This is a genomic window from Faecalicoccus sp. LCP19S3_E2 (assembly GCF_052121255.1).
Classification (GTDB): domain Bacteria; phylum Bacillota_I; class Bacilli_A; order Erysipelotrichales; family Erysipelotrichaceae; genus Faecalicoccus.
In genome coordinates, this window is record NZ_JBQKEP010000005.1 from 187014 (window position 1) to 205852 (window position 18839).

General features: G+C 39.0%; 20 protein-coding genes. 19 read left to right on the forward strand and 1 reads right to left on the reverse strand.

The window, feature by feature from the left end:
- Nucleotides 1-69 precede the first annotated feature (69 nt).
- The 13 genes from ACTQX6_RS06780 to ACTQX6_RS06840 all read left to right on the forward strand — a co-directional run bounded on the left by ACTQX6_RS06780 (nt 70) and on the right by ACTQX6_RS06840 (nt 12628).
- Nucleotides 70-684, forward strand: a complete 615-nt coding sequence (locus ACTQX6_RS06780) for a sugar transferase (protein ID WP_022789720.1) — start codon at nt 70-72, stop codon at nt 682-684.
- A complete protein-coding gene (locus ACTQX6_RS06785) occupies nt 681-1550 on the forward strand; it encodes an NAD-dependent epimerase/dehydratase family protein (RefSeq protein ID WP_294687448.1) in 870 nt (289 codons plus the stop codon). Before ACTQX6_RS06780 ends, ACTQX6_RS06785 begins: the two co-directional genes overlap by 4 nt.
- Complete coding sequence (locus tag ACTQX6_RS06790) at nt 1547-2668, forward strand: glycosyltransferase (protein ID WP_294687446.1); 1122 nt, start codon at nt 1547-1549, stop codon at nt 2666-2668. Before ACTQX6_RS06785 ends, ACTQX6_RS06790 begins: the two co-directional genes overlap by 4 nt.
- Complete coding sequence (locus ACTQX6_RS06795) at nt 2665-3456, forward strand: glycosyltransferase (protein WP_181965567.1); 792 nt, start codon at nt 2665-2667, stop codon at nt 3454-3456. The genes ACTQX6_RS06790 and ACTQX6_RS06795 overlap by 4 nt, the downstream gene beginning before the upstream one ends.
- 5 nt (nt 3457-3461) lie before the next feature.
- Entirely contained in the window at nt 3462-4193 is a 732-nt protein-coding gene (locus ACTQX6_RS06800) for a glycosyltransferase (protein WP_294687442.1), read from the forward strand.
- 68 nt (nt 4194-4261) lie between these two features.
- The gene (locus ACTQX6_RS06805) at nt 4262-4798 is read left to right on the forward strand and encodes a cysteine hydrolase family protein (protein WP_117445642.1); all 537 of its coding nucleotides are present in this window, start codon (nt 4262-4264) and stop codon (nt 4796-4798) included.
- A 389-nt stretch (nt 4799-5187) separates the two neighbouring features.
- Nucleotides 5188-5352, forward strand: coding sequence for a hypothetical protein (locus ACTQX6_RS06810; protein WP_181965566.1), 165 nt, complete (start codon nt 5188-5190; stop codon nt 5350-5352).
- Nucleotides 5353-5437: 85 nt separating this feature from the next.
- The gene (locus ACTQX6_RS06815) at nt 5438-6817 is read left to right on the forward strand and encodes a hypothetical protein (RefSeq protein WP_294687439.1); all 1380 of its coding nucleotides are present in this window, start codon (nt 5438-5440) and stop codon (nt 6815-6817) included.
- Nucleotides 6818-6882: 65 nt separating this feature from the next.
- On the forward strand, nt 6883-8244 hold the full coding sequence (locus ACTQX6_RS06820) for an MATE family efflux transporter (RefSeq protein ID WP_294687436.1): 1362 nt from the start codon (nt 6883-6885) through the stop codon (nt 8242-8244).
- A 179-nt stretch (nt 8245-8423) separates the two neighbouring features.
- Nucleotides 8424-9098, forward strand: a complete 675-nt coding sequence (locus ACTQX6_RS06825; protein WP_420913462.1) for an N-acetylmannosamine-6-phosphate 2-epimerase — start codon at nt 8424-8426, stop codon at nt 9096-9098.
- Nucleotides 9099-9149: 51 nt separating this feature from the next.
- Nucleotides 9150-10538, forward strand: coding sequence for a TldD/PmbA family protein (locus ACTQX6_RS06830; RefSeq protein ID WP_294687431.1), 1389 nt, complete (start codon nt 9150-9152; stop codon nt 10536-10538).
- Nucleotides 10531-11856, forward strand: a complete 1326-nt coding sequence (locus ACTQX6_RS06835) for a TldD/PmbA family protein (protein ID WP_195223036.1) — start codon at nt 10531-10533, stop codon at nt 11854-11856. Before ACTQX6_RS06830 ends, ACTQX6_RS06835 begins: the two co-directional genes overlap by 8 nt.
- A gap of 1 nt (nt 11857) precedes the next feature.
- A complete protein-coding gene (locus ACTQX6_RS06840) occupies nt 11858-12628 on the forward strand; it encodes an enhanced serine sensitivity protein SseB C-terminal domain-containing protein (protein ID WP_294687429.1) in 771 nt (256 codons plus the stop codon).
- On the opposite strand, the gene ACTQX6_RS06845 is transcribed toward ACTQX6_RS06840, so the two are convergent.
- Nucleotides 12625-13443 (reverse strand): Cof-type HAD-IIB family hydrolase, encoded by an 819-nt coding sequence (locus tag ACTQX6_RS06845; RefSeq protein ID WP_294687426.1) that lies wholly within the window; start codon nt 13441-13443, stop codon nt 12625-12627. The genes ACTQX6_RS06840 and ACTQX6_RS06845 overlap by 4 nt on opposite strands.
- Before the next feature lie 217 nt (nt 13444-13660).
- Between ACTQX6_RS06845 and gnd the strand changes: the two genes are divergently transcribed.
- From gnd to ACTQX6_RS06875, 6 genes are read left to right on the forward strand one after another with little or no spacing between them, the layout of a single operon-like run.
- Complete coding sequence (gnd, locus tag ACTQX6_RS06850) at nt 13661-14557, forward strand: phosphogluconate dehydrogenase (NAD(+)-dependent, decarboxylating) (protein ID WP_117445635.1); 897 nt, start codon at nt 13661-13663, stop codon at nt 14555-14557.
- A gap of 13 nt (nt 14558-14570) precedes the next feature.
- A complete protein-coding gene (locus ACTQX6_RS06855) occupies nt 14571-14885 on the forward strand; it encodes a hypothetical protein (RefSeq protein WP_167697859.1) in 315 nt (104 codons plus the stop codon).
- A gap of 2 nt (nt 14886-14887) precedes the next feature.
- Nucleotides 14888-16783, forward strand: a complete 1896-nt coding sequence (locus ACTQX6_RS06860) for a BglG family transcription antiterminator (protein WP_168966724.1) — start codon at nt 14888-14890, stop codon at nt 16781-16783.
- Nucleotides 16784-16806: 23 nt separating this feature from the next.
- The gene (locus ACTQX6_RS06865; RefSeq protein ID WP_195223031.1) at nt 16807-17280 is read left to right on the forward strand and encodes a PTS sugar transporter subunit IIA; all 474 of its coding nucleotides are present in this window, start codon (nt 16807-16809) and stop codon (nt 17278-17280) included.
- A gap of 18 nt (nt 17281-17298) precedes the next feature.
- A complete protein-coding gene (locus tag ACTQX6_RS06870; RefSeq protein WP_117445631.1) occupies nt 17299-17610 on the forward strand; it encodes a PTS fructose transporter subunit IIB in 312 nt (103 codons plus the stop codon).
- An 18-nt stretch (nt 17611-17628) separates the two neighbouring features.
- On the forward strand, nt 17629-18696 hold the full coding sequence (locus tag ACTQX6_RS06875) for a PTS fructose transporter subunit IIC (RefSeq protein WP_117445630.1): 1068 nt from the start codon (nt 17629-17631) through the stop codon (nt 18694-18696).
- The last annotated feature ends 143 nt before the right edge of the window (nt 18697-18839 follow it).

The window sequence follows — 18839 nt, forward strand, 5'->3', positions numbered from 1 at the left end:
TGTTGCCGCTCATTCCAAAGCGATTTATGGTACAATATCTCTTAGAGAAAAAATACAGGAGTTGAGCGTATGTATTCTAAATATGGGAAGCGGTTGATTGATTTTTTGATTAGTTTGCTCGGTTTTATCGTCTTATCACCACTTTTTTTGATCCTTTGTCTGTTGATCAAGATCACCTCCAAAGGACCGATTTTCTTTAAACAGAAACGAGTGGGTATTCATAAAACATATTTTGATATTTTAAAGTTTCGCACAATGAAGATCGATACACCAAAAGATGTACCGACGCATTTATTATCCGATCCGGATCAGTATATTACCAGTGTCGGTCGTTTCCTGCGAAAAACTTCGTTAGATGAACTTCCGCAGCTGATCAATATCATTAAAGGCGATATGTCAATCGTAGGGCCGCGCCCGGCTTTATGGAATCAGTATGATTTGATCGAACAACGCGATCTTTATCAGGCCAATGATGTGATGCCGGGACTGACCGGATGGGCACAGATCAACGGTCGGGATGAACTGGAGATTTCAGTTAAGGCCAAGCTGGATGGAGAATATGTACAAAGAATGAGTTTTTTGTTTGACTGTAAATGTTTTTTATTGACGATTACATCTGTCTTGAAACATGAAGGTGTTGTGGAAGGTGGAACCGGAAGCATGCATGAAGGAGATTCCCAATGAAAAAGGTACTGATTACCGGAAAAAACAGCTATCTTGGTTCTTTTGTGAAACAGGAATTAAATCGATATCCACAAAAATATCAGGTGCAGGAGCTGGATATGATGGATCCCAACTGGCAAAGCTTTGATTTTTCAGGATTTGATGTTGTCTATCATGTGGCTGGTCTGGCTCATTCCACACCCGATGAAAGTCAAAGAGATTTCTATTATCAGGTGAATACAGAACTGGCCTATCAAACGGCTTGTAAGGCAGCTAAAGAAGGTGTTTCACAATTCATCTTTATGAGTTCGATCATCGTTTATGGCAGCGGTAAGGTTGGGCAAAAACGCGTGATTACTAAAGACACGCCATTAGAACCGGATAACTTTTATGGCGATTCTAAAAAACAGGCGGAAAAAAAGATCTTATCCATTCCCGGCTCCATGAAGATCGTCATACTAAGACCACCGATGATCTACGGGCCACAATCAAAAGGAAATTATCCTTTATTGGCAAAGTTTGCCGGTAAAACACCGGTGTTTCCGACAATCAAAAATGAAAGAAGCATGTTGTTTATAGGAAATCTCGCATTGTTTGTCAAACGCTGTATCGATAAGGAACTGGAAGGCATTTATCTTCCTCAAAATGAGCACTATGTTTCGACTTGTGATCTTGTAAAAAAGATTGCACAATATCATGATCATAAAATTTTATTTATCTCATTGTTCAATCCTTTTGTGCGATTGTTTCACTCTGTCAGTGCTGTGAATAAAGTGTTTGGAAACTTGATTATCGATCCTTCACTTTCGGCATTTTCCTTAGATTACCAACGCTATTCATTTGATCAAAGCATACAGCTTACAGAAAAAGGAGAGACGGCTCTATGAAGGTAGGAATTGTCTGTGCCTTTGATACATATTTTGATCGAGTAGCACTGTTAAAGGAGTTTTATCAAAAAAGAGCCCAGGTAAAAGTCATCGCTTCAGATTTTTCTCATCGAAAAAAAGAAAAAAACAGAGAATCTTCTTTGGTTGATGAATGGATCGATACCAAACCGTATCATAAAAACTTATCTGTAGCACGCTTAACATCGCATTATGATTTTTCTAAAAAAGCAGAAAAACTTTTGGAGGCAGAAACATGGGATGTTCTACATGTATTCGTGCCTTGTAATTCACTGGTGAAATTTATGGCTTTGATCAAACATAAACAACCAAAGACAAAACTAATCTTTGATTTGATTGATCTATGGCCGGAAACTATGCCAATTTCTAAGTTCAAGAATGTTTTTCCATTTACACTTTGGAAACAGATTCGCGATAAAGATTTAGATCAGGCTGATCTTATTTTTACGGAGTGTAAGCTATACCAGCAAGTTTTACAGAAAGAAGACAATGAGAAATATAAGGTCTTATATTGGGCCAGACAGGAAAAGCCATTAGAGAGCCATCTTCAAATCAAGGATACAGAGCTTAGCTTTTGTTATTTGGGATCGATGAATCATATTATCGATATTGATTTCATCGAAAAATTTTTAAGCGCCTGTCAACAATATCGGCCGGTTACTTTACATTTGATTGGTGATGGGGAATCCAAAGAGCAGCTTATTCAAAATGTAAAGCGAAAAGGTGTTCAGGTTATCGATCATCAAAAAGTATATGATCAAAAGAAGAAACAAGAGATTTTTGATCAATGCAATTACGCATTGAATGTCATGAAAGAAAGTGTGGTTGTCGGATTGACGATGAAGTCACTGGATTATATGTGCGGTCAGATTCCGTTGATCAATACGATTGGCGGCGATACCAGAGAGTTTTGCGAAACCTGTAACATCGGGTTTCATGTTCCCTTTGATCAAATTGAGCTTTATGCGCAAAAGGTATGCACACAAACGCTACAGGAACAGTATGAACAAAGAAAACAGATCAAACACTTATACGAAACAGTTTTCACAAAGGACTCCTTTTTCAAGACGATGCAGGATGCATGGGAGAAGCTGATATGAGAATCGAATATGGTATTTTGGTGATCTATAATCACTCCATTGAAAAATCATCTTCGTATGCGACATTTAAAGATCAACTTTCTGTCATTGTAGCCGATAACAGTACGAATGAAGAGATTCGTAAAAGAAATCAAAAGCAGGTTGAAAAAGACGGAAATGTATATTTGGATATGAAGGGAAATCAAGGATTAAGCAAAGCTTATAATCAGGCGATTTCACTTCTTCAAGAAAAAGAACAGAAGCCTTGTTTTGTAATGATTATGGATGATGATACGCTCTTTGAAAACGATTTTCTAAATAAAGCTACACAGGAAATGCTATCTGTACAAGCAGATGTATATGTACCGGTCGTAAAGGCCAAAGAACAAATTCTTTCGCCCTGCACGATTCATAGAGGAAGAGTCAAAGCGATTCATGATCTTTCATCCATCACCCGAGAAAATATAACCGCCATCAATAGTGGCATGATCGTATCTTTAAACGTATATCAAAAGATTCGATACAATGAAAACTTGTTTTTAGAGTATATCGATCATGATTTTATCAGGCAGCTAAAAAAACATCAGTATTCGATCCACATTTTAAATCAACAGATTCAACAGAATTTTTCGGTATTTGAAAATGATAAAACTTCGGCAAAAACTCGATTTTCTATCTTAAAAAAAGATTTACATGTTTTTTATGGAAAGAATCTGTCGCAGCGTTTCTTATATAGAAGCATATTATGGAAACGAAAGCTTCGTGCTGTGATCCAATATAAAGATTTGTCAATAGTTTGGAAGTGGTAAAGGAAATGAAAAGAAAAAGTGTTTCGGTTGCAATGGCGGCTTATAATGGCCAACAATACATTCAACAACAAATGGAATCGATATTAAAACAGTTGCATATGGATGATGAATTGTTAGTTTCTTTAGACTTTTCAACCGACAATACTGAGTATATCGTACAGAAGATGGCCAAAAAGGATGATCGTATTCAAATCGTGCATGGACCCAGTCTTGGCGTATTAAAAAACTTTGAAAATGCGATCAATCTTGCCAAAAACGAGATTCTGTTTTTATCCGATCAGGATGATGTCTGGTTAGATGGAAAAGTCGAACGCATCTTAAAAGAGTTTGAGGATGAGCAAGTACAGGTTGTCATTCATGATGCAGCTGTGACCGATGAGAACCTGCACATACAGATTCCTTCTATTTTCAAAGAGAGAAATGTGAAATTAGGTGTCAAAGAAAATATTCTCAAAAACGGCTATCGTGGTTGTTGTATGGCCTTTCGCCAAAGTTTAAAGGATGATATCTTGCCCTTTCCTAAAGCCATTCCCATGCACGATCAATGGATCGGTTTAGTGGGCGAACTGACCGGAAAAAATGTTTTGGTGCCGGATGTTTATTTGTTGTATCGAAGACACAGTAAAAATGAAACCGATTTAAAACATGCCGGTATCCTGCAGATGCTTCGCTGGCGAAAAGACATTTATACAGAAATTGAAAAGTTTAAAAAGAAAAAAGGATTAAAATCTTCCTAGGAAAGCGTGTTGCTTGTAAGACAGGCTTTCTTTTTTTATAATCGCTTTTAAATAAAGGAGATTCGAAAATGAGAGCTTTATTGATGATTGATGCACAAAATGGTTTTTTGGATCCGAAGCAACCGATTCGAAACAATAAAGATGCTGAGAAAAATATGTTGAGATTAATGGAACATTTTCGTAAAAAAGGAAATCCTGTGATTCATATTCAACACTTGGGAACGGCAGAAGATTCTTTTTTCCTATCTGAGAAAAATCGTGCATTTCAAAAAGGCTTTGGCCCGCAAGGAGATGAAAAGGTTATTCAGAAGTTTGTCAACAGTGCTTTTATTGGAACCGACTTGGAGGAATATCTGCATAAACAAGATATTCAGGAGTTGGTTATTGCCGGCCTGACCTTACCACATTGTGTTTCTACTACAACACGTATGGCAGCCAATTTAGGCTTTGATGTGACATTGATTGAAGATGCTACTGCAACCTATGCACTCTTTGATCAAAATGGAAATTGGCTCGATCCTCAAAAGATTCATCTTTATAATCTGGCGGCATTGAACCATGAATTCGCAACTGTCATGACCACTCAAGAATTTTTAGACATGTAAATCAACATAAGGGCAATAGAAATGGATTCTATTGTCTTTTTTTAAATATTTAAAAAGATGGAAAATGGAAATATATTAAAATCGAAAACAAATCAGAAAATAAAACAGCAGATAACTCTAAAATATTAAAAGCTTATAAAGATGAAGTTAATAAGTTTGCTCGAAAAATAGAAACAGACGAGATAAGTGTTGCAGAGTATTCTCTTTATGATATTGATCACGATGGGATAATAGAACTAATAATTAAAAGTGTAACATGTGAAGCTGATTACACTTATTCAATCTATACTTATGCGAATAAGTTATTTTATATAGGGGATATATCGGCTTCACATGCATATTTAGCAATTGATCCAGATGGAATTGGCATCTATAGAAGTACTGCGCATATGGGATTTCAAAATGTGGATCGAATAACACTTAAAGGTATTAAATTACACGAAGAAAGTGTAATGGAGCCTACAGAATTTCCTCAAGGGCAAAAATATATCGATTATGAACCTATACCTTACTATAACTATGATGATGATACTGGATTTGAAATAGACAACTAAATCATATTAATTTTATGTGTAAAATATGTATAATTATGTTATAAGATTGTTATAGATTCATGAAATATTTAAGAGGAGAAAGTATATGGAAAGTTTAAGAAAGTATTTAACAAACAAGAATTTGTATATTGCGAATATCGTAAGTGGTGGTTTGATGATATTGATGGCACTGATCTGTTATTCTGGCGTGGGAAATTTATCCAACAGTGGATCTTCATGGTCGGATTATGCATCAGCCTTATCGAATTCTTTAAGTGGTTTGAGCTTTGCCTGCATATTGTATTACATTGATTTACTGCTGGTGATTTTATTAGTCATTGGCTGGGGATTAAAGATTTTCTATTTCAAAGAGAAAAAGGAAATGACTGTGATTCCTTTTGTGATTAGTGTGGTAGCTTTATTGTTTGAGATCTATGGGGTTTCTACGGTCAGTGCTCTTTCCAGTGTCGCAAGAATGGATTTTGGTGGTATGTTATCTTCTGCCTATAATCTTCAAAACATTGAGTCCATGAAAATTCCGTTTATTATTTTATTTCTTGCGCATATCTCGTATTTGATTGTTGCCATCCTCTTTATGCGTATGGATAAAAAAGGGGAAAGTGTGAATAGTACAAAATTTGAAAAGGGAACGGAAAATTTAATTAAGAAGCTGCAGACATTTGCCAGAGATCCAAAGGGTAAGAAAACATTGATTGGTATTGTATCTGTGTGTGCCGTTGTTTTAGTTGGATGTGTAGGCTTTGGTTTATACAACATGTTTAAAAAGACACCTCTTGATCTTGTTTCCGATGTCCAGGTAACTTTCTCCGGCTATGATGGCGAGGGAAGTGCAACGATAGAAGGGACTGCGGATTATGATCATACTAATGCGGATATTACTTCATTTATTTATGGTGTAACTTATGAAGTTGAAAATAATGGCGAATTATCAAATGGGGATGAAGTTACAATTACAGCCAATTATTCTAAGGAAACGGCCAATAGTTTAAAGTTGGATGTTACTAAAGCCTCGAAGACGATCGAAGTAAAAGGCTTAGAAGAGGTGTATCGCACATGGGATGATCTTTCTAAAGAAGATCAAAAAACGGTGTTAGACAGAACCTATGATAAAGTAATGAAAAAGGCAAAGGATACAACGTATCAATACTTTGGAAAAGAAACAATTACCGTAAATTCATTGAATCAAATCGCAGCTTACTATACATATGCAAAGGGAAGTGGAGAAGGCTCTTTGAAGCTGATTTATAAAGCAGATATTACTTCAACATATGATGGTGATACGGTTAATCATGTAGAGTATTATATGGCTACTGCATCGGGCTTAAAACCGACAAAAGATGGAATTGGAAAGATCAGCGTGGATGTATCTTATTTGTATTCACAGGATGATAGTGAGCAGGAAGCCATCGAGGATGCCGAAGACTATCGTGTAGATGCAGAAGATAAGATCGATATTGAGAAATAAAAAACTTGAAAAATCTTAATGAAATCTTTATACTGCATTTCGTGGAAAGTAAATAGGAGATGTGTATGGAGAATATTCTTGGAATTGAAAAGCCGTCAAAGCTGTTAAGAAGTTTTGCGATTCCCAGCATCATTTCAATGCTGGTAAGCTCACTATATAATATTGTCGATCAGATTTTTATCGGTCAGGGTGTTGGTTATTTAGGGAATGCGGCCACCAATGTTGCGTTCCCTTTAACTACGATTACACTGGCTATCTCGTTGTTGATCGGAATCGGATCGGCTTCTCGTTTTTCTTTATATCTGGGTGCTAAAGAAAATGATAAGGCAAGACACGTGATTGGAAACGGAATCATGGCTATGTTGATCAGCAGTGTGATCTATGTGGTCCTTATGTTCTTGTTTCTGACACCTTTAATGCGGGCCTTTGGGGCTACCGATCGTATTTTGCCGTATGCGCTGCAATATACTTCGATCACGACATTAGGAGCACCGTTTTTGATCGGTACTAATGTTCTCAGTAATATGATTCGTGCCGATGGCAGTCCAAAATACTCTATGGCTTGTATGTTGGTTGGTGCTGCCATGAATACGATTCTGGATCCGATCTTTATCTTTATTTTCAGTATGGGTGTGGCCGGGGCTGCCTGGGCGACTGTGATCGGTCAGGTTGGTTCGTTTGTGGTTGGTGCGATTTACTTAAAAAACTTTAAACATGTTCAACTGGAACGAAAAGACTTCCGTTTTTCTCTTCATCAAACATTGGAAACGGCGGCTATCGGTATCAGTGCATCGATCAATCAGTGTGCCATTCTTGTCGTGCAGATCGTTTTAAACAATTCACTGGTATATTATGGTCAGTTTTCCGTCTATGGACAGGATATTCCGTTGGCGGCGTGTGGAATCGTGATGAAGGTCAATTCGATCTTGATGGCCGTAATTATTGGTATTTCACAAGGGACACAGCCCATCGTTGGTTTTAACTATGGTGCTAAATCGTATGAAAGGGTACGTCAAACCTTGCGGCTATCTTTAAGCTATGGTTTGGCTGTTTCGATCATTGGCTGGGCTTGTTTTCAGTTATTTACGGCACCGATCCTTTCCTTGTTTGGAACTGGCGATCCATTATATTTTGAATTTGCCATACATTTTATGAAGATCTTTTTATCCCTGACTTGTGTAATCAGTATTCAAATTATTTCCTCAGGTTATTTTTCAGCGGTTGGTAAACCGTTAAAAGGTATGGTGCTTTCTTTGACAAGACAGGTATTGTTCTTTATACCGCTGGTCTTGATCCTACCTCATTTTTTAGGCTTAGATGGAATCATGTACAGTGCGCCAGTTGCGGATGGCGTAGCCTTTGTCGTTTCCCTGATTTTTGTCTTACGGGAATGGAAGCATTTAAAACGTCTGGAAATAGAAGGATAAAGCAGCGAAACACAAAACGGTTTACATATTGTTTTGATAGGCTTATAATGATGTTGTGAAAATAAATAGGCAACCATTCGACCTATTGTTTGACTCGTATAATGGAAATTATACGAGTTTTTTCTTTGGGAAATACCCAATTTTTTTAGGGAGTGTGGTATCATAAAGATATGAAAAAGATGGATCAAGTTAAGGGCAAGCTGATTGTTTCCTGTCAGGCTTTGCCGGAAGAACCGCTGCATTCTTCCTTTATTATGGGCCGTATGGCCGTCGCAGCAAAACAGGGTGGCGCCAAAGGAATTCGTGCCAATAGTGTGAGTGATATCATTGAAATCAAAAAACAGGTAGATTTACCGGTCATTGGTATCATTAAGCGCAACTATGGCGATAATCCGGTTTACATCACACCGACAATGAAGGAGATTGATGAGTTAATGGAAGCCGGTCCGGAAGTAATCGCTTTAGATGCGACTTGTCATGTACGTCCGGATGGAAAGACATTGGATGAATTCTATAAAGATATTCGTGCTAAATATCCGGAACAGCTTTTGATGGCGGATTGTTCAACCTTGGATGAAATGTTGCATGCCGCTGAATTAGGATTTGATTTTGTCGGTACTACTTTGGTAGGATATACCGAAGAATCAAAGGGATTGCATATTGAATCCAATGATTTTGAAATCATCCGTGAACTGGTTTCTAAGATCGATCGTCCTATCATTGCCGAAGGAAATATCGATACACCGGAAAAGGCAAGACGTGTTTTGGAGATTGGTTCTTACAGTGTAGTTGTGGGTTCCATCATTACGCGTCCTCAGGTCATTACAAAAAGATTTGTAGATGCGATTCAATAAAAGACCTTTTAGAGGTCTTTTTTGTTATAATGGGGATATTGGAGGTGCAGTATGTTAACCAAAGAACAATGTGAAGTGATTCTTTCGCGTTGTATGCAAAGTGAAGCAGATTTTGCGGAGCTTTTTGAAGAAGATACGACCAGTGAAGGAATCTCAATGTTAAATGGTGATGTCGAAGAGATGAACCGTGTGGTTCGTGCGGGCATTGGAATTCGTCTGTATAAAGGTGTACAGTCCGTTTATGGATATACAAATGAGTTGGATCAGAATACGATTTTTGCGCTGGTGGATGATTTAAAGAGCGCTTTGGGTACAAGTGATAAGAAAGTAACGATCCGTCTAACGGAATCGGTGATTGAAAATCATCATCCGATCGTCAAAAATCCGATCGAAGCCTCTTTAGAGGAAAAGGTAGCGCTGTTGAAAAGAGCGTATAAAGCAGCTAAAGAAGCAGATGATCGCATTGTAAAAGTGACCGGTTCTTTAAGCAGTGTGCGCCAGAAGGTACAAATTTCCACCAGTGAAGGAAAATTTGTCAAGGATACACGAACTCGTGTGCGTATGCCCATCACAGCTTTTGCGCAGGATGCTTCTTCTATGCAGTCCGGAAGCGACAGTCCGGGAGCCAGTCAGGGATTGGAATTCTTTGATCAGACCACACCGGAATCGATTGGAAAAGAGGCCGCACGCACAGCATTGGTTTTATTAGAGGCAAAGGACTGTCCGTCAGGAAAAATGCCGGTAGTCATCGATAATGGCTTTGGTGGAGTTATTTTCCATGAAGCCTGTGGTCATTCTTTGGAGGCCACATCGGTTGCGAAAAACCAGAGTGTCTTTACCGGAAAGTTGAATGAAAAGATTGCCAGTGATTGTGTAACGGCTATTGATGATGGTACGATTCCGGGTGCCTGGGGCAGTGAAAATATCGATGATGAAGGAAATCCTCAGATTAAACGTGTCTTAATCAAGGATGGTGTTCTTCAAAGCTACATGATTGATCGCTTAAATGCCAGACGCATGCATATGGAAAGTACCGGTTCCGGTCGTCGTCAGTCGTATAAATTTGAGCCGACATCTCGTATGTCGAATACGTATATTGCGCCGGGAAAGGATTCTTTTGAAGATCTGTTTACCGGTATTCAAAAAGGATTGTATGCCAAAAAGATGGGTGGCGGCAGTGTCAATCCACAAACCGGGGAGTTTAACTTTGTGGTCAACGAAGGCTATATGATCGAAAACGGAAAGATCACGTATCCGGTAAAGGGCGCATCCTTAATTGGAAACGGAAAAGATATTTTGATGAACATCGATAAAGTCAGCAACAATCTGGAAAGAGCACAGGGGATGTGTGGTTCGGCTTCCGGTAGTATTCCGGTCGATGTCGGACAGCCGGCTATTCGTGTTTCCAGTATTACAGTAGGAGGTACGGCAAATGAATAAGCAAAAATGGATCGATCGTGCCTTGGAATTGGGCCTGGAAAGCTTTGAAATCTATCAGTCTTTGACTTCGGAGCGCTCTGTCACATGGTATGAAGGCAAGCTGGATACATTTACCACAAGTAAGGTGTTGGGAACTTCCATTCGTGGAGTCTATCAAAAGAAAATGGCAAATATGGCCTTTGAAAAGATTGAAGATGATCAGATGGATGCTGTATTACAGGCTTTGATTGAACAGGCAAAAACGATTTCATCCAAGGAAGAAGACAAGATACGCACACCGCAACCTTTTGAAAGTGTACATAAACCTACAAAGTGGGTCGTTCCGGATGTTGAACAGGTCAAAGAAGTACTAAAACAACTGGAAAGTAAATTGAAAGCTTATGATCCACGCATTCTGCAGGTCAATGAACTGGGATATCAGGAAGCTTCCGGAAAGCGTATGATTACTAATTCGCTGGGATTGGATGTGGAAGATGAAGAGCGTATGCAGATTATCATGGCCTATGTCGTAGCCGGCGAAAATAACGATGTGCAGGTCAACTATGAAGTGGAAGTTGTCGAAGATCTATCGACACTGGATCTGGATGTGTTTGTGAAAAAAGTTTGTGATAAAGCCATCGAAAAGTTGAATGCAGCTTCAATGCCAAGTCAGACCTTACCGGTGATTTTTGAAACTGAAGCGATGACTTCGTTGTTTTCGGCTTTTACCGGTTTATGGAATGGGGAACTTTTGTATAAAGGAATCTCTTGTTTAAAGGATAAATGGAATGAAAAGATCTTTTCTGAGAAAATCACGATTGAAGATGATCCACGTAATGTCGAAGCTTTGACCATTGCCAATTTTGATGATGAAGGCTGCCCAACCAGAAAGAAAGTCTTAGTCAAAGACGGTGTATTTGTACAGGCTTTACATTCGACAAAATCGGCAAGCTGTATGCAGACGGAAAGTACCGGAAATGGTTTTAAATCCGGCTATGCCTCAACGATAGGGGTATCACCGATGAACTGTTGTATCGTACCGGGAGAAAAATCGTTGCAACAGCTGGAAGAAACGATGAAGGATGGCCTGGTCATTACCGATCTGCAGGGATTACATGCGGGAATTGACTTTGTGACGACCAACTTTTCTTTGCAGGCATCGGGCTATCTTGTCAAAGATGGAAAAAGAGATCGCAGCGTAACCTTGATCACGGTTGCTGGTAATTTCATGGATCTGATGAAAAAAGTAGAAGAAGTGGGCAGCGATCTGGACTGGAGCTATCATCAAATAAAGAGTCCAAGCATTTATTTTAAAGAATGTGCAGTAAGTGGGGAGTAAAATGATGAATTTTGTGAATCGGGAAATGCAGGAAGCATTAAAAAATCTGCGGGAAACGGACACACCGCAGAATCGAAATAAGGCCCTGGAGCTTTTAATCACAACACAGTTGTTTGTACCGGCTACCTGGGATAAGAGTCCACAGCTGGATGACCATGGAAATATGACATTTCCACCGGATACACATTTTAGTATCTTGATCATTCAAACAACGGATAAACAGCGCTTTTTTCCTTTCTTTACTTCCAAAGAAGAAAGTGAAAAATGGGCTGGTTCTAAAAACGGTAAGATGTTGTTGTTGACATTTGACCAGTATATTCCCATCGTGGAAATGGCACAAAAGGATATTGCCGGTATCGTAGTCGATCCTTATGGTATCAACACACCGTTTCAAACACCTTTTTTGTTGGGATTAAAAGAGCATCCTCGTCATACCGGTTTAAAGGAAACACAAATCTTAAAAGGAGAGAAGGTTTCCTTGCGTACACCAAAAAATGTAGATGATCTAAAAGAGATTTTGATCAAATACGGAAAAGAACATGCGAATGTACGTTCGATCTATTTCAAGGAACGAATCGTGGAAGATAAACCGACACACTGGTTTATCATTGTGGATCTAGAAGAGGAAGATCCACGATACTTGCAGGAAATGGCGCATTATTGTGCTCGCTGCAGCCATGGAAAACAGTTTGAATTTATGTTTGCCAGCATGAAGCTTTCACAGGAAATTATGGAGAAAAACACACCGATTTATTTAAAAACGGATGCTTAGTCATCCGTTTTTAATATACGATCTTCAATAAAGTGAGCAACTCCATCTTCGTTATTGTCATAGTCGGTTTGATACATGGCAACGGCCTTGATCGCATCACTGCCGTTTTTCATCGCAACCGATAGACCTACGCTTTCTAACATCTCGATATCATTTCCGGCATCGCCAAAGGCGGCTATTTCATCCATGCGGATATTCAGAAGATCGGCAAGCTTTTGAACGGCAAAGCCTTTATTGATATGCGAATCGACATATTCAAAACAATCTTTTCCGGAAGGAAAGCCATAAAGCGATGCATCATGAAAATGGCTGGCTCTTTCTAAGATCACAGGCATTAAATCTGGTTCAAATAGAAGAATGAATTTGTTGGTGGTGCGATGATGTAAGAATTCTTTCATATCGACCTGTATCAAGGTTTCTCCAAATAACTTGCTTCGTTGAATCCATTCTGGTGTGATCCTGGAAGTGTAACGAGCCGGTCCATAAAGAACTTGAAACAAAACCGGAAGATCCTCAAAGTGTTTAACGACTTCAATCAGTGCATCACCGGACATCATATAAAAATCTTGTCGATATTTTTCTTTTCGATCATACAGTGTCGATCCATTCATAGCTAAGATAAATTGTATATTCTCGTCTAATCCCCATTCCTCCAATTTATATTCTACGGACTCCGGACATCTTCCGGTTGCCATGCAGAAATGAATTCCTTTTTGACGGGTACGCTCTAATATGTGTTTTGTATAGGCAGAAGTCTGTTTATTGGAATTGAGCAGCGTACCATCCAAATCGGTAATAATTGCTTTTATCGTCATAATAAACCTCCCTTTTCGTTCATCATAACGCAGAAAAAGAAAGGAAGAAATGAAGATTCTGCGAATTGAATTTCCACAATAAAATTTCCCCATTTTGGCCTAATTGTGGAAAAAATAATGCGGAAATCGATATAAAACGCTTTCATACCTAAACAATTTACACAAATTATAAATTTTTGTAAGCTTAGAGCGTAGAAAACGAAAGGAGAGAATCAACATGAAAATCAAGATGGTCGGGCTAGGAAAAATGGGAATGAATTTAGCTTTGAATATGAAAGATCATAATGTAGAAGCTCAAGGCTTTGATGTCAATCCGGATGCCCGCAAAAAAGCAGAAGAAAATGGAATCAAGACATTTGAAACACTGGAGGCGTTGACAAAGGAAGAAGGACAAAACGTGATCTGGGTCATGCTTCCGGCAGGACCAATCACCAATTCCACACTGGCAACACTTGCCGATCTTTGTAAAAAAGGGGATATCGTGATCGATGGAGGAAACTCAGATCATCGTGACAGCTTAAAAACGGCAAAGATCATGGAAGAAAAAGGAATTTACTTCTTTGATATCGGAACATCCGGTGGTGTATATGGTGCACGTCATGGAGCCAGCTTTATGGTCGGCGGTGATCCGGAAGTCTTTGAATCCACATTAAAAGATGTACTGGAATCCATTGCGGCACCAGATGGATGCTTATATACAGGAAAAACAGGAAGTGGACACTATTTAAAAATTGTACATAATGCGATGCTTTATGGCTATATGCAGACTTTGGGAGAAGGCTTTGAACTTCTGGAAAAAAGTGAGTTTAACTATGATTTAGCACATGTTGCCGAATCGTTGGGCAAGACAAGTGTTATTCGTGGATGGCTTTTAGAGTTAGCCGCCAATGCCTTTAGAAAAGATCCAGATCTTGAAAAGATCAAAGGTGTTGTCGGCGCCAGCAAGACAACTGGTTGGACAATCGAATCCGCTTGTGATCTGGGCGTACCGGTTCCGGTCATTTCATTATCATTGATGATGAGACTTCGTTCAAAACAAGATGATTCGTTTGCGGCTAAAGTGGTTGCTTCTTTACGAGATGAAGTAGGAGGACATAAAGCACAAGCCAAATAGTAAGGAGATCAAAATGTGGTTTTATAAAATTGAAAAAGATGTAAAACATAAAAAACTGCATGTCGTTTGGAATACAGGAATGACCTATGCGATACGAATCATTGGTATTACGGGAATTCTTTGTTGTTTGTTGAATCAGGCTGTTATTGCCTGGATCAGTCTGGCCATTCTGGCCGTCTTGTTAGGCTATTATTTGTATCGGTACGGCAGCTTGGTACAGATCCTTCATGCACATGAAAAACTGGAATCCTTGGAATATACGGGAAGTCGTTACTCCTTTAAAGATCCTTTACGTGTATCGGTTCCGTTGCCCGGAAAGATGAGGTAAAGATGAACGATCGCAAACAAAAGATTTTAGAACTTCTGCTTTCTTCAAAGGAACCTCTGACAACAACCCAAATTTCACAAAAGTTAAATGTAACATCCCGAACGATTCGCTCCGATTTAGCACAGATTGAATCGGCTGTATCCACACATGGCTGCAGACTCATGAAAAAACCACATGTTGGTATATGGATCGAAGGGAGCATGGCGGATAAAAACACATTGTTTCTCAGTTTCAATACCGAGCCCTTACCTACAGAATCGTATTCAAAGGAATATCGGGTTGGCAGTATTCTGGCGCAGATCCTTTTAAGCAACAGTCGTGTTTATCCACAATATTTCGCAGAAAGCTTTTATGTGAGTCGTTCCACGATCGATAAAGATCTGCAGGAAGTGAATAAATGGCTGGAAGGCCATCATCTTCAATTATCCCGAAAAGAGAATCAGGGCTTATATGTCGAAGGGGATGAACGAGATATCCGAAATGCGATCTCCAGTCTGGCAGCCCAGCTCAACCGCAAAAAGGTTCCGTTTATGTCGGTTGTACAAAAGTATTCTTCAGAAGATGAACAACAGATTGCAGATTTAGTCAGACGTTGGAGCAAGGAAAACAAGATCAATCTCAGTGAGGTCAACATTAAAAACCTGTCCTTTCACATATTGATCATGTTGATACGTATTCGCCAAAAGAAAAGCTATTTGAACGATCATGAGTTTAATCTGGAGCAGTTTAATAACTGGAAAAATACGGAAGTGACAAGGTTGATCACTTCTTTGGAGGAATTGCTTCACGAAAAAATACCGGAAGATGAAACGTATTATTTACTGATGCATATTACCGGTATGTTGTTGGAGCGAAGTGATTTTATCACCAATCCGATGTTTGATGATCTAAAGGAGCTTGCCAAAAAGATTGCCAATGAATTTATCGGCAATATAGAGAAGATCATTCCGTTGGGATTTGATGAAAGTGAGAACTTCAAACAGTCGTTATTCTATCATCTTTTACCGACGATCTATCGTTTGAAATATGGATTGAACTTATACAATCCTTTATTAAATGAAATCAAGATGAATTATACAAGTTCTTTCTCTATTGCATCGATCATCAACTCCAGCTTTAAGAAATATTTGAATGTAACGGCCGGAGAAGAAGAGATTGCCTTTATCGCCATTCATATATCAGTGGTTGTCGAAAGTAAGAATCGCCAGGTGACGGTTGCCGTAGTTTGTCCATTGGGTGTAGGTGTTTCACAATTATTGCGCATCAAACTGCAGGAAAACTTTCCGGACGTGCACTTTATCAACGTTTCCTTTGAAGACCAGGAACGAATCAACCAGGCCGATCTTGTGATTTATACATCGAATGTCTTTCCAACGAATAAACCAAGTGTAAAGGTCAATCCACTGTTGATGGATGTCGATGTACAACGCATACAAAAGCTGATTCAAAACTTTGAAGCCAGTGGACAAAACAATTTTTCTTACCAAACGATTCTGTATGAACGTTATAAGACAGATAAATATACAATTTTAAAAAATTTATCACAACGTTTGGAAATGTGTGGTTATGTCACTTCTTCTTTCTTAGATGGTGTATTAAAAAGAGAAATGATGGGTTCTACGGAAGTAGGAAATGGCATCGTGCTTACACATGGCTTCCATGAACATGTATTAAAAACGCAGTTTGCGTTTTGTAAATGTAAGGTTCCGATTTTATGGAATAAAGAATATGTCGATTTTATTGTCGTATTAGCCATCGAGAAAAAAGATGCGAAAGATGTCATGAAGATGAGTTGGCTATACAAAATGCTTGTAGATAAAAAAGTAATCGATGAAATATCTAAATGTGAAGATGAGAAGTCAATTTACGAAATATTGACCAGAGAAAGTCACAAATAAAGTGAATCTCTAGAAAGGATATTATGAATTTATTAGAAGTATTAGATGTAGATCTGATTGATCTGGAAATGGATGTTGCCAGTAAGGATGAAGCAATTCGCGCTTTAACCGGCATGCTGGATAAAAAAGGAAATATCAATGATTTAGACGGCTTCATCGATGCGGTCTATGAAAGAGAAAGTATTGGAGAAACCGGTATGGGAAATGCGATTGCGATTCCTCATGGCTTGACCAATTGTGTATCCAAAGCCAGTGTGGCCATTGGTAAGACAAAAGCACCTATTGAATGGGAAAGTTTGGATGATCAACCGGTTCGCTTAGTATTCTTACTGGCTATGCCAAATGATAACTTACAAAATACGCATTTACGTATGTTGGCGCAGTTAGCAGCTGTACTGGCATACAAAGAACATATCGACTCGCTAATGGATTGTAAGACCAAAGAAGAGTTCTTCAATCTTTTTAAATCATATTTTGATGAGCGTGTAAATCAATAAGGAAAGGAGGGAAAGAGAATGAATATCGTAGGTATCACATCTTGTACATGTGGAATTGCTCATACATACATGGCAAGAGAAAAATTGATTGAAACCGGAAAAAAATTAGGATGGAGCGTTAAGATTGAAACACAGGGAAGTGGCGGTATCGAATATCCGTTGACAGAAGACGATGTAAAGAATGCCGATTGTGTCATCCTGGCAACCGATGTTGCGGTTTCCGGAACAGAACGTTTTAAAGGGAAACCCGTTGTAAAAGTGCCGGTATCCGTTGCCATTAAATCACCGGAACACCTATTAAAACAAATTGAACAAAAATTAAAAAAATAATCATTAAGGAGAGAAATTATGTACGCAGATGTTTTTAAGCACTTTAAACAGCACTGTATGACAGGTATCTCTTATATGATTCCAGTTATTGTCATCGGTGGATTTTGTACCGCAATTGCTCGTTTGTTCGGAGATGTAGAAACGGCGGGGACGATTGGTTACGCATTTATACAAGCGGGAAATGCAGCTTTTGCGTTAATGATGGGTGTATTGTGTGCGGGAATCGCATATTCCATTTGTGGTAAACCGGGAATTGCTCCAGGCATTGTTGCCGGTTATTTATCCAATCAAGTTAAAGCTAGTTTTTTAGGAGCGTTGGTTTGCGGATTCTTAATTGGTTTAATGATTTTATGGATGCAGAATGTATTCCCTAAATCGAAAGCACTAAAATCCATGTATCCGATCGTTATCTATCCGGTACTGTCCGGAATCGTTGCGACCGTGGTCATTATGTTCTTGGTTGGCCCACCATTGGCTGCATTAACTGCTTATTTAGTCGATGTATTTATGGGAATGAGCGGAATGTCTAAATTCGGCTTAGGATTTATCTTAGGTTGTATGACCGGATTCGATATGGGTGGACCGGTTAATAAAATCTGCTTCTCTATCGTTACTGCTTTTGCGGCTTCCGGTGTATATGGACCGGCTGCCGGTAAGAACGCGGCTGCCATGGCTCCGCCTTTAGGAATGGCTATTTCCGCATTGATTCTTACACCAAAAAAATATACAGCACAAGAAAGAGAAGATGCCAAAGTTGCGATTGCCATGTCTTTATGTCAGGTAACTGAAGGGGCGTTGCCATTTGCCTTTAACGATCCAAAACGTGTAGTTCCTGCCGTTACGATCGGTTCTGGTGTAGCACATGGTCTGATCCTGACTTGGGGCGTTACTGTACCAGTTTTACATGGTGGTATCTTTGCGATTCCTTTGACAAGTAATCCATTGCTTTGGATTGCCGCTTATCTGATCGGTGCGATGGTTACGGCAGTGATCGTATCTGTATTAAAGCCAAAACATCCGAAAACAGATGAAGATATCGTTGAAGAGGAAGAATTGTCCGAAGATATTGAAATTGAAATTGGTTAATACAAAGAGCCCTATGAGGGCTCTTTATTTATAAGGAGAAAACAAAATGAAGATCGAGAAAAAACACTTAGACGATATCAAGCGCTGCTACTGCGCCAGCTATATCTGTATGAACGGTGAAAACCATATCCTTCTGGCCAGCG

Coding starts and splice junctions, on each gene's coding strand:
- ACTQX6_RS06780 (WP_022789720.1), top strand. CDS start 70: ATGTATTCTAAATATGGGAAGCGGTTGATTGATTTTTTGATTAGTTTG.
- ACTQX6_RS06785 (WP_294687448.1), top strand. CDS start 681: ATGAAAAAGGTACTGATTACCGGAAAAAACAGCTATCTTGGTTCTTTT.
- ACTQX6_RS06790 (WP_294687446.1), top strand. CDS start 1,547: ATGAAGGTAGGAATTGTCTGTGCCTTTGATACATATTTTGATCGAGTA.
- ACTQX6_RS06795 (WP_181965567.1), top strand. CDS start 2,665: ATGAGAATCGAATATGGTATTTTGGTGATCTATAATCACTCCATTGAA.
- ACTQX6_RS06800 (WP_294687442.1), top strand. CDS start 3,462: ATGAAAAGAAAAAGTGTTTCGGTTGCAATGGCGGCTTATAATGGCCAA.
- ACTQX6_RS06805 (WP_117445642.1), top strand. CDS start 4,262: ATGAGAGCTTTATTGATGATTGATGCACAAAATGGTTTTTTGGATCCG.
- ACTQX6_RS06810 (WP_181965566.1), top strand. CDS start 5,188: ATGGGATTTCAAAATGTGGATCGAATAACACTTAAAGGTATTAAATTA.
- ACTQX6_RS06815 (WP_294687439.1), top strand. CDS start 5,438: ATGGAAAGTTTAAGAAAGTATTTAACAAACAAGAATTTGTATATTGCG.
- ACTQX6_RS06820 (WP_294687436.1), top strand. CDS start 6,883: ATGGAGAATATTCTTGGAATTGAAAAGCCGTCAAAGCTGTTAAGAAGT.
- ACTQX6_RS06825 (WP_420913462.1), top strand. CDS start 8,424: ATGGATCAAGTTAAGGGCAAGCTGATTGTTTCCTGTCAGGCTTTGCCG.
- ACTQX6_RS06830 (WP_294687431.1), top strand. CDS start 9,150: ATGTTAACCAAAGAACAATGTGAAGTGATTCTTTCGCGTTGTATGCAA.
- ACTQX6_RS06835 (WP_195223036.1), top strand. CDS start 10,531: ATGAATAAGCAAAAATGGATCGATCGTGCCTTGGAATTGGGCCTGGAA.
- ACTQX6_RS06840 (WP_294687429.1), top strand. CDS start 11,858: ATGATGAATTTTGTGAATCGGGAAATGCAGGAAGCATTAAAAAATCTG.
- ACTQX6_RS06845 (WP_294687426.1), bottom strand. CDS start 13,443: ATGACGATAAAAGCAATTATTACCGATTTGGATGGTACGCTGCTCAAT.
- gnd (WP_117445635.1), top strand. CDS start 13,661: ATGAAAATCAAGATGGTCGGGCTAGGAAAAATGGGAATGAATTTAGCT.
- ACTQX6_RS06855 (WP_167697859.1), top strand. CDS start 14,571: ATGTGGTTTTATAAAATTGAAAAAGATGTAAAACATAAAAAACTGCAT.
- ACTQX6_RS06860 (WP_168966724.1), top strand. CDS start 14,888: ATGAACGATCGCAAACAAAAGATTTTAGAACTTCTGCTTTCTTCAAAG.
- ACTQX6_RS06865 (WP_195223031.1), top strand. CDS start 16,807: ATGAATTTATTAGAAGTATTAGATGTAGATCTGATTGATCTGGAAATG.
- ACTQX6_RS06870 (WP_117445631.1), top strand. CDS start 17,299: ATGAATATCGTAGGTATCACATCTTGTACATGTGGAATTGCTCATACA.
- ACTQX6_RS06875 (WP_117445630.1), top strand. CDS start 17,629: ATGTACGCAGATGTTTTTAAGCACTTTAAACAGCACTGTATGACAGGT.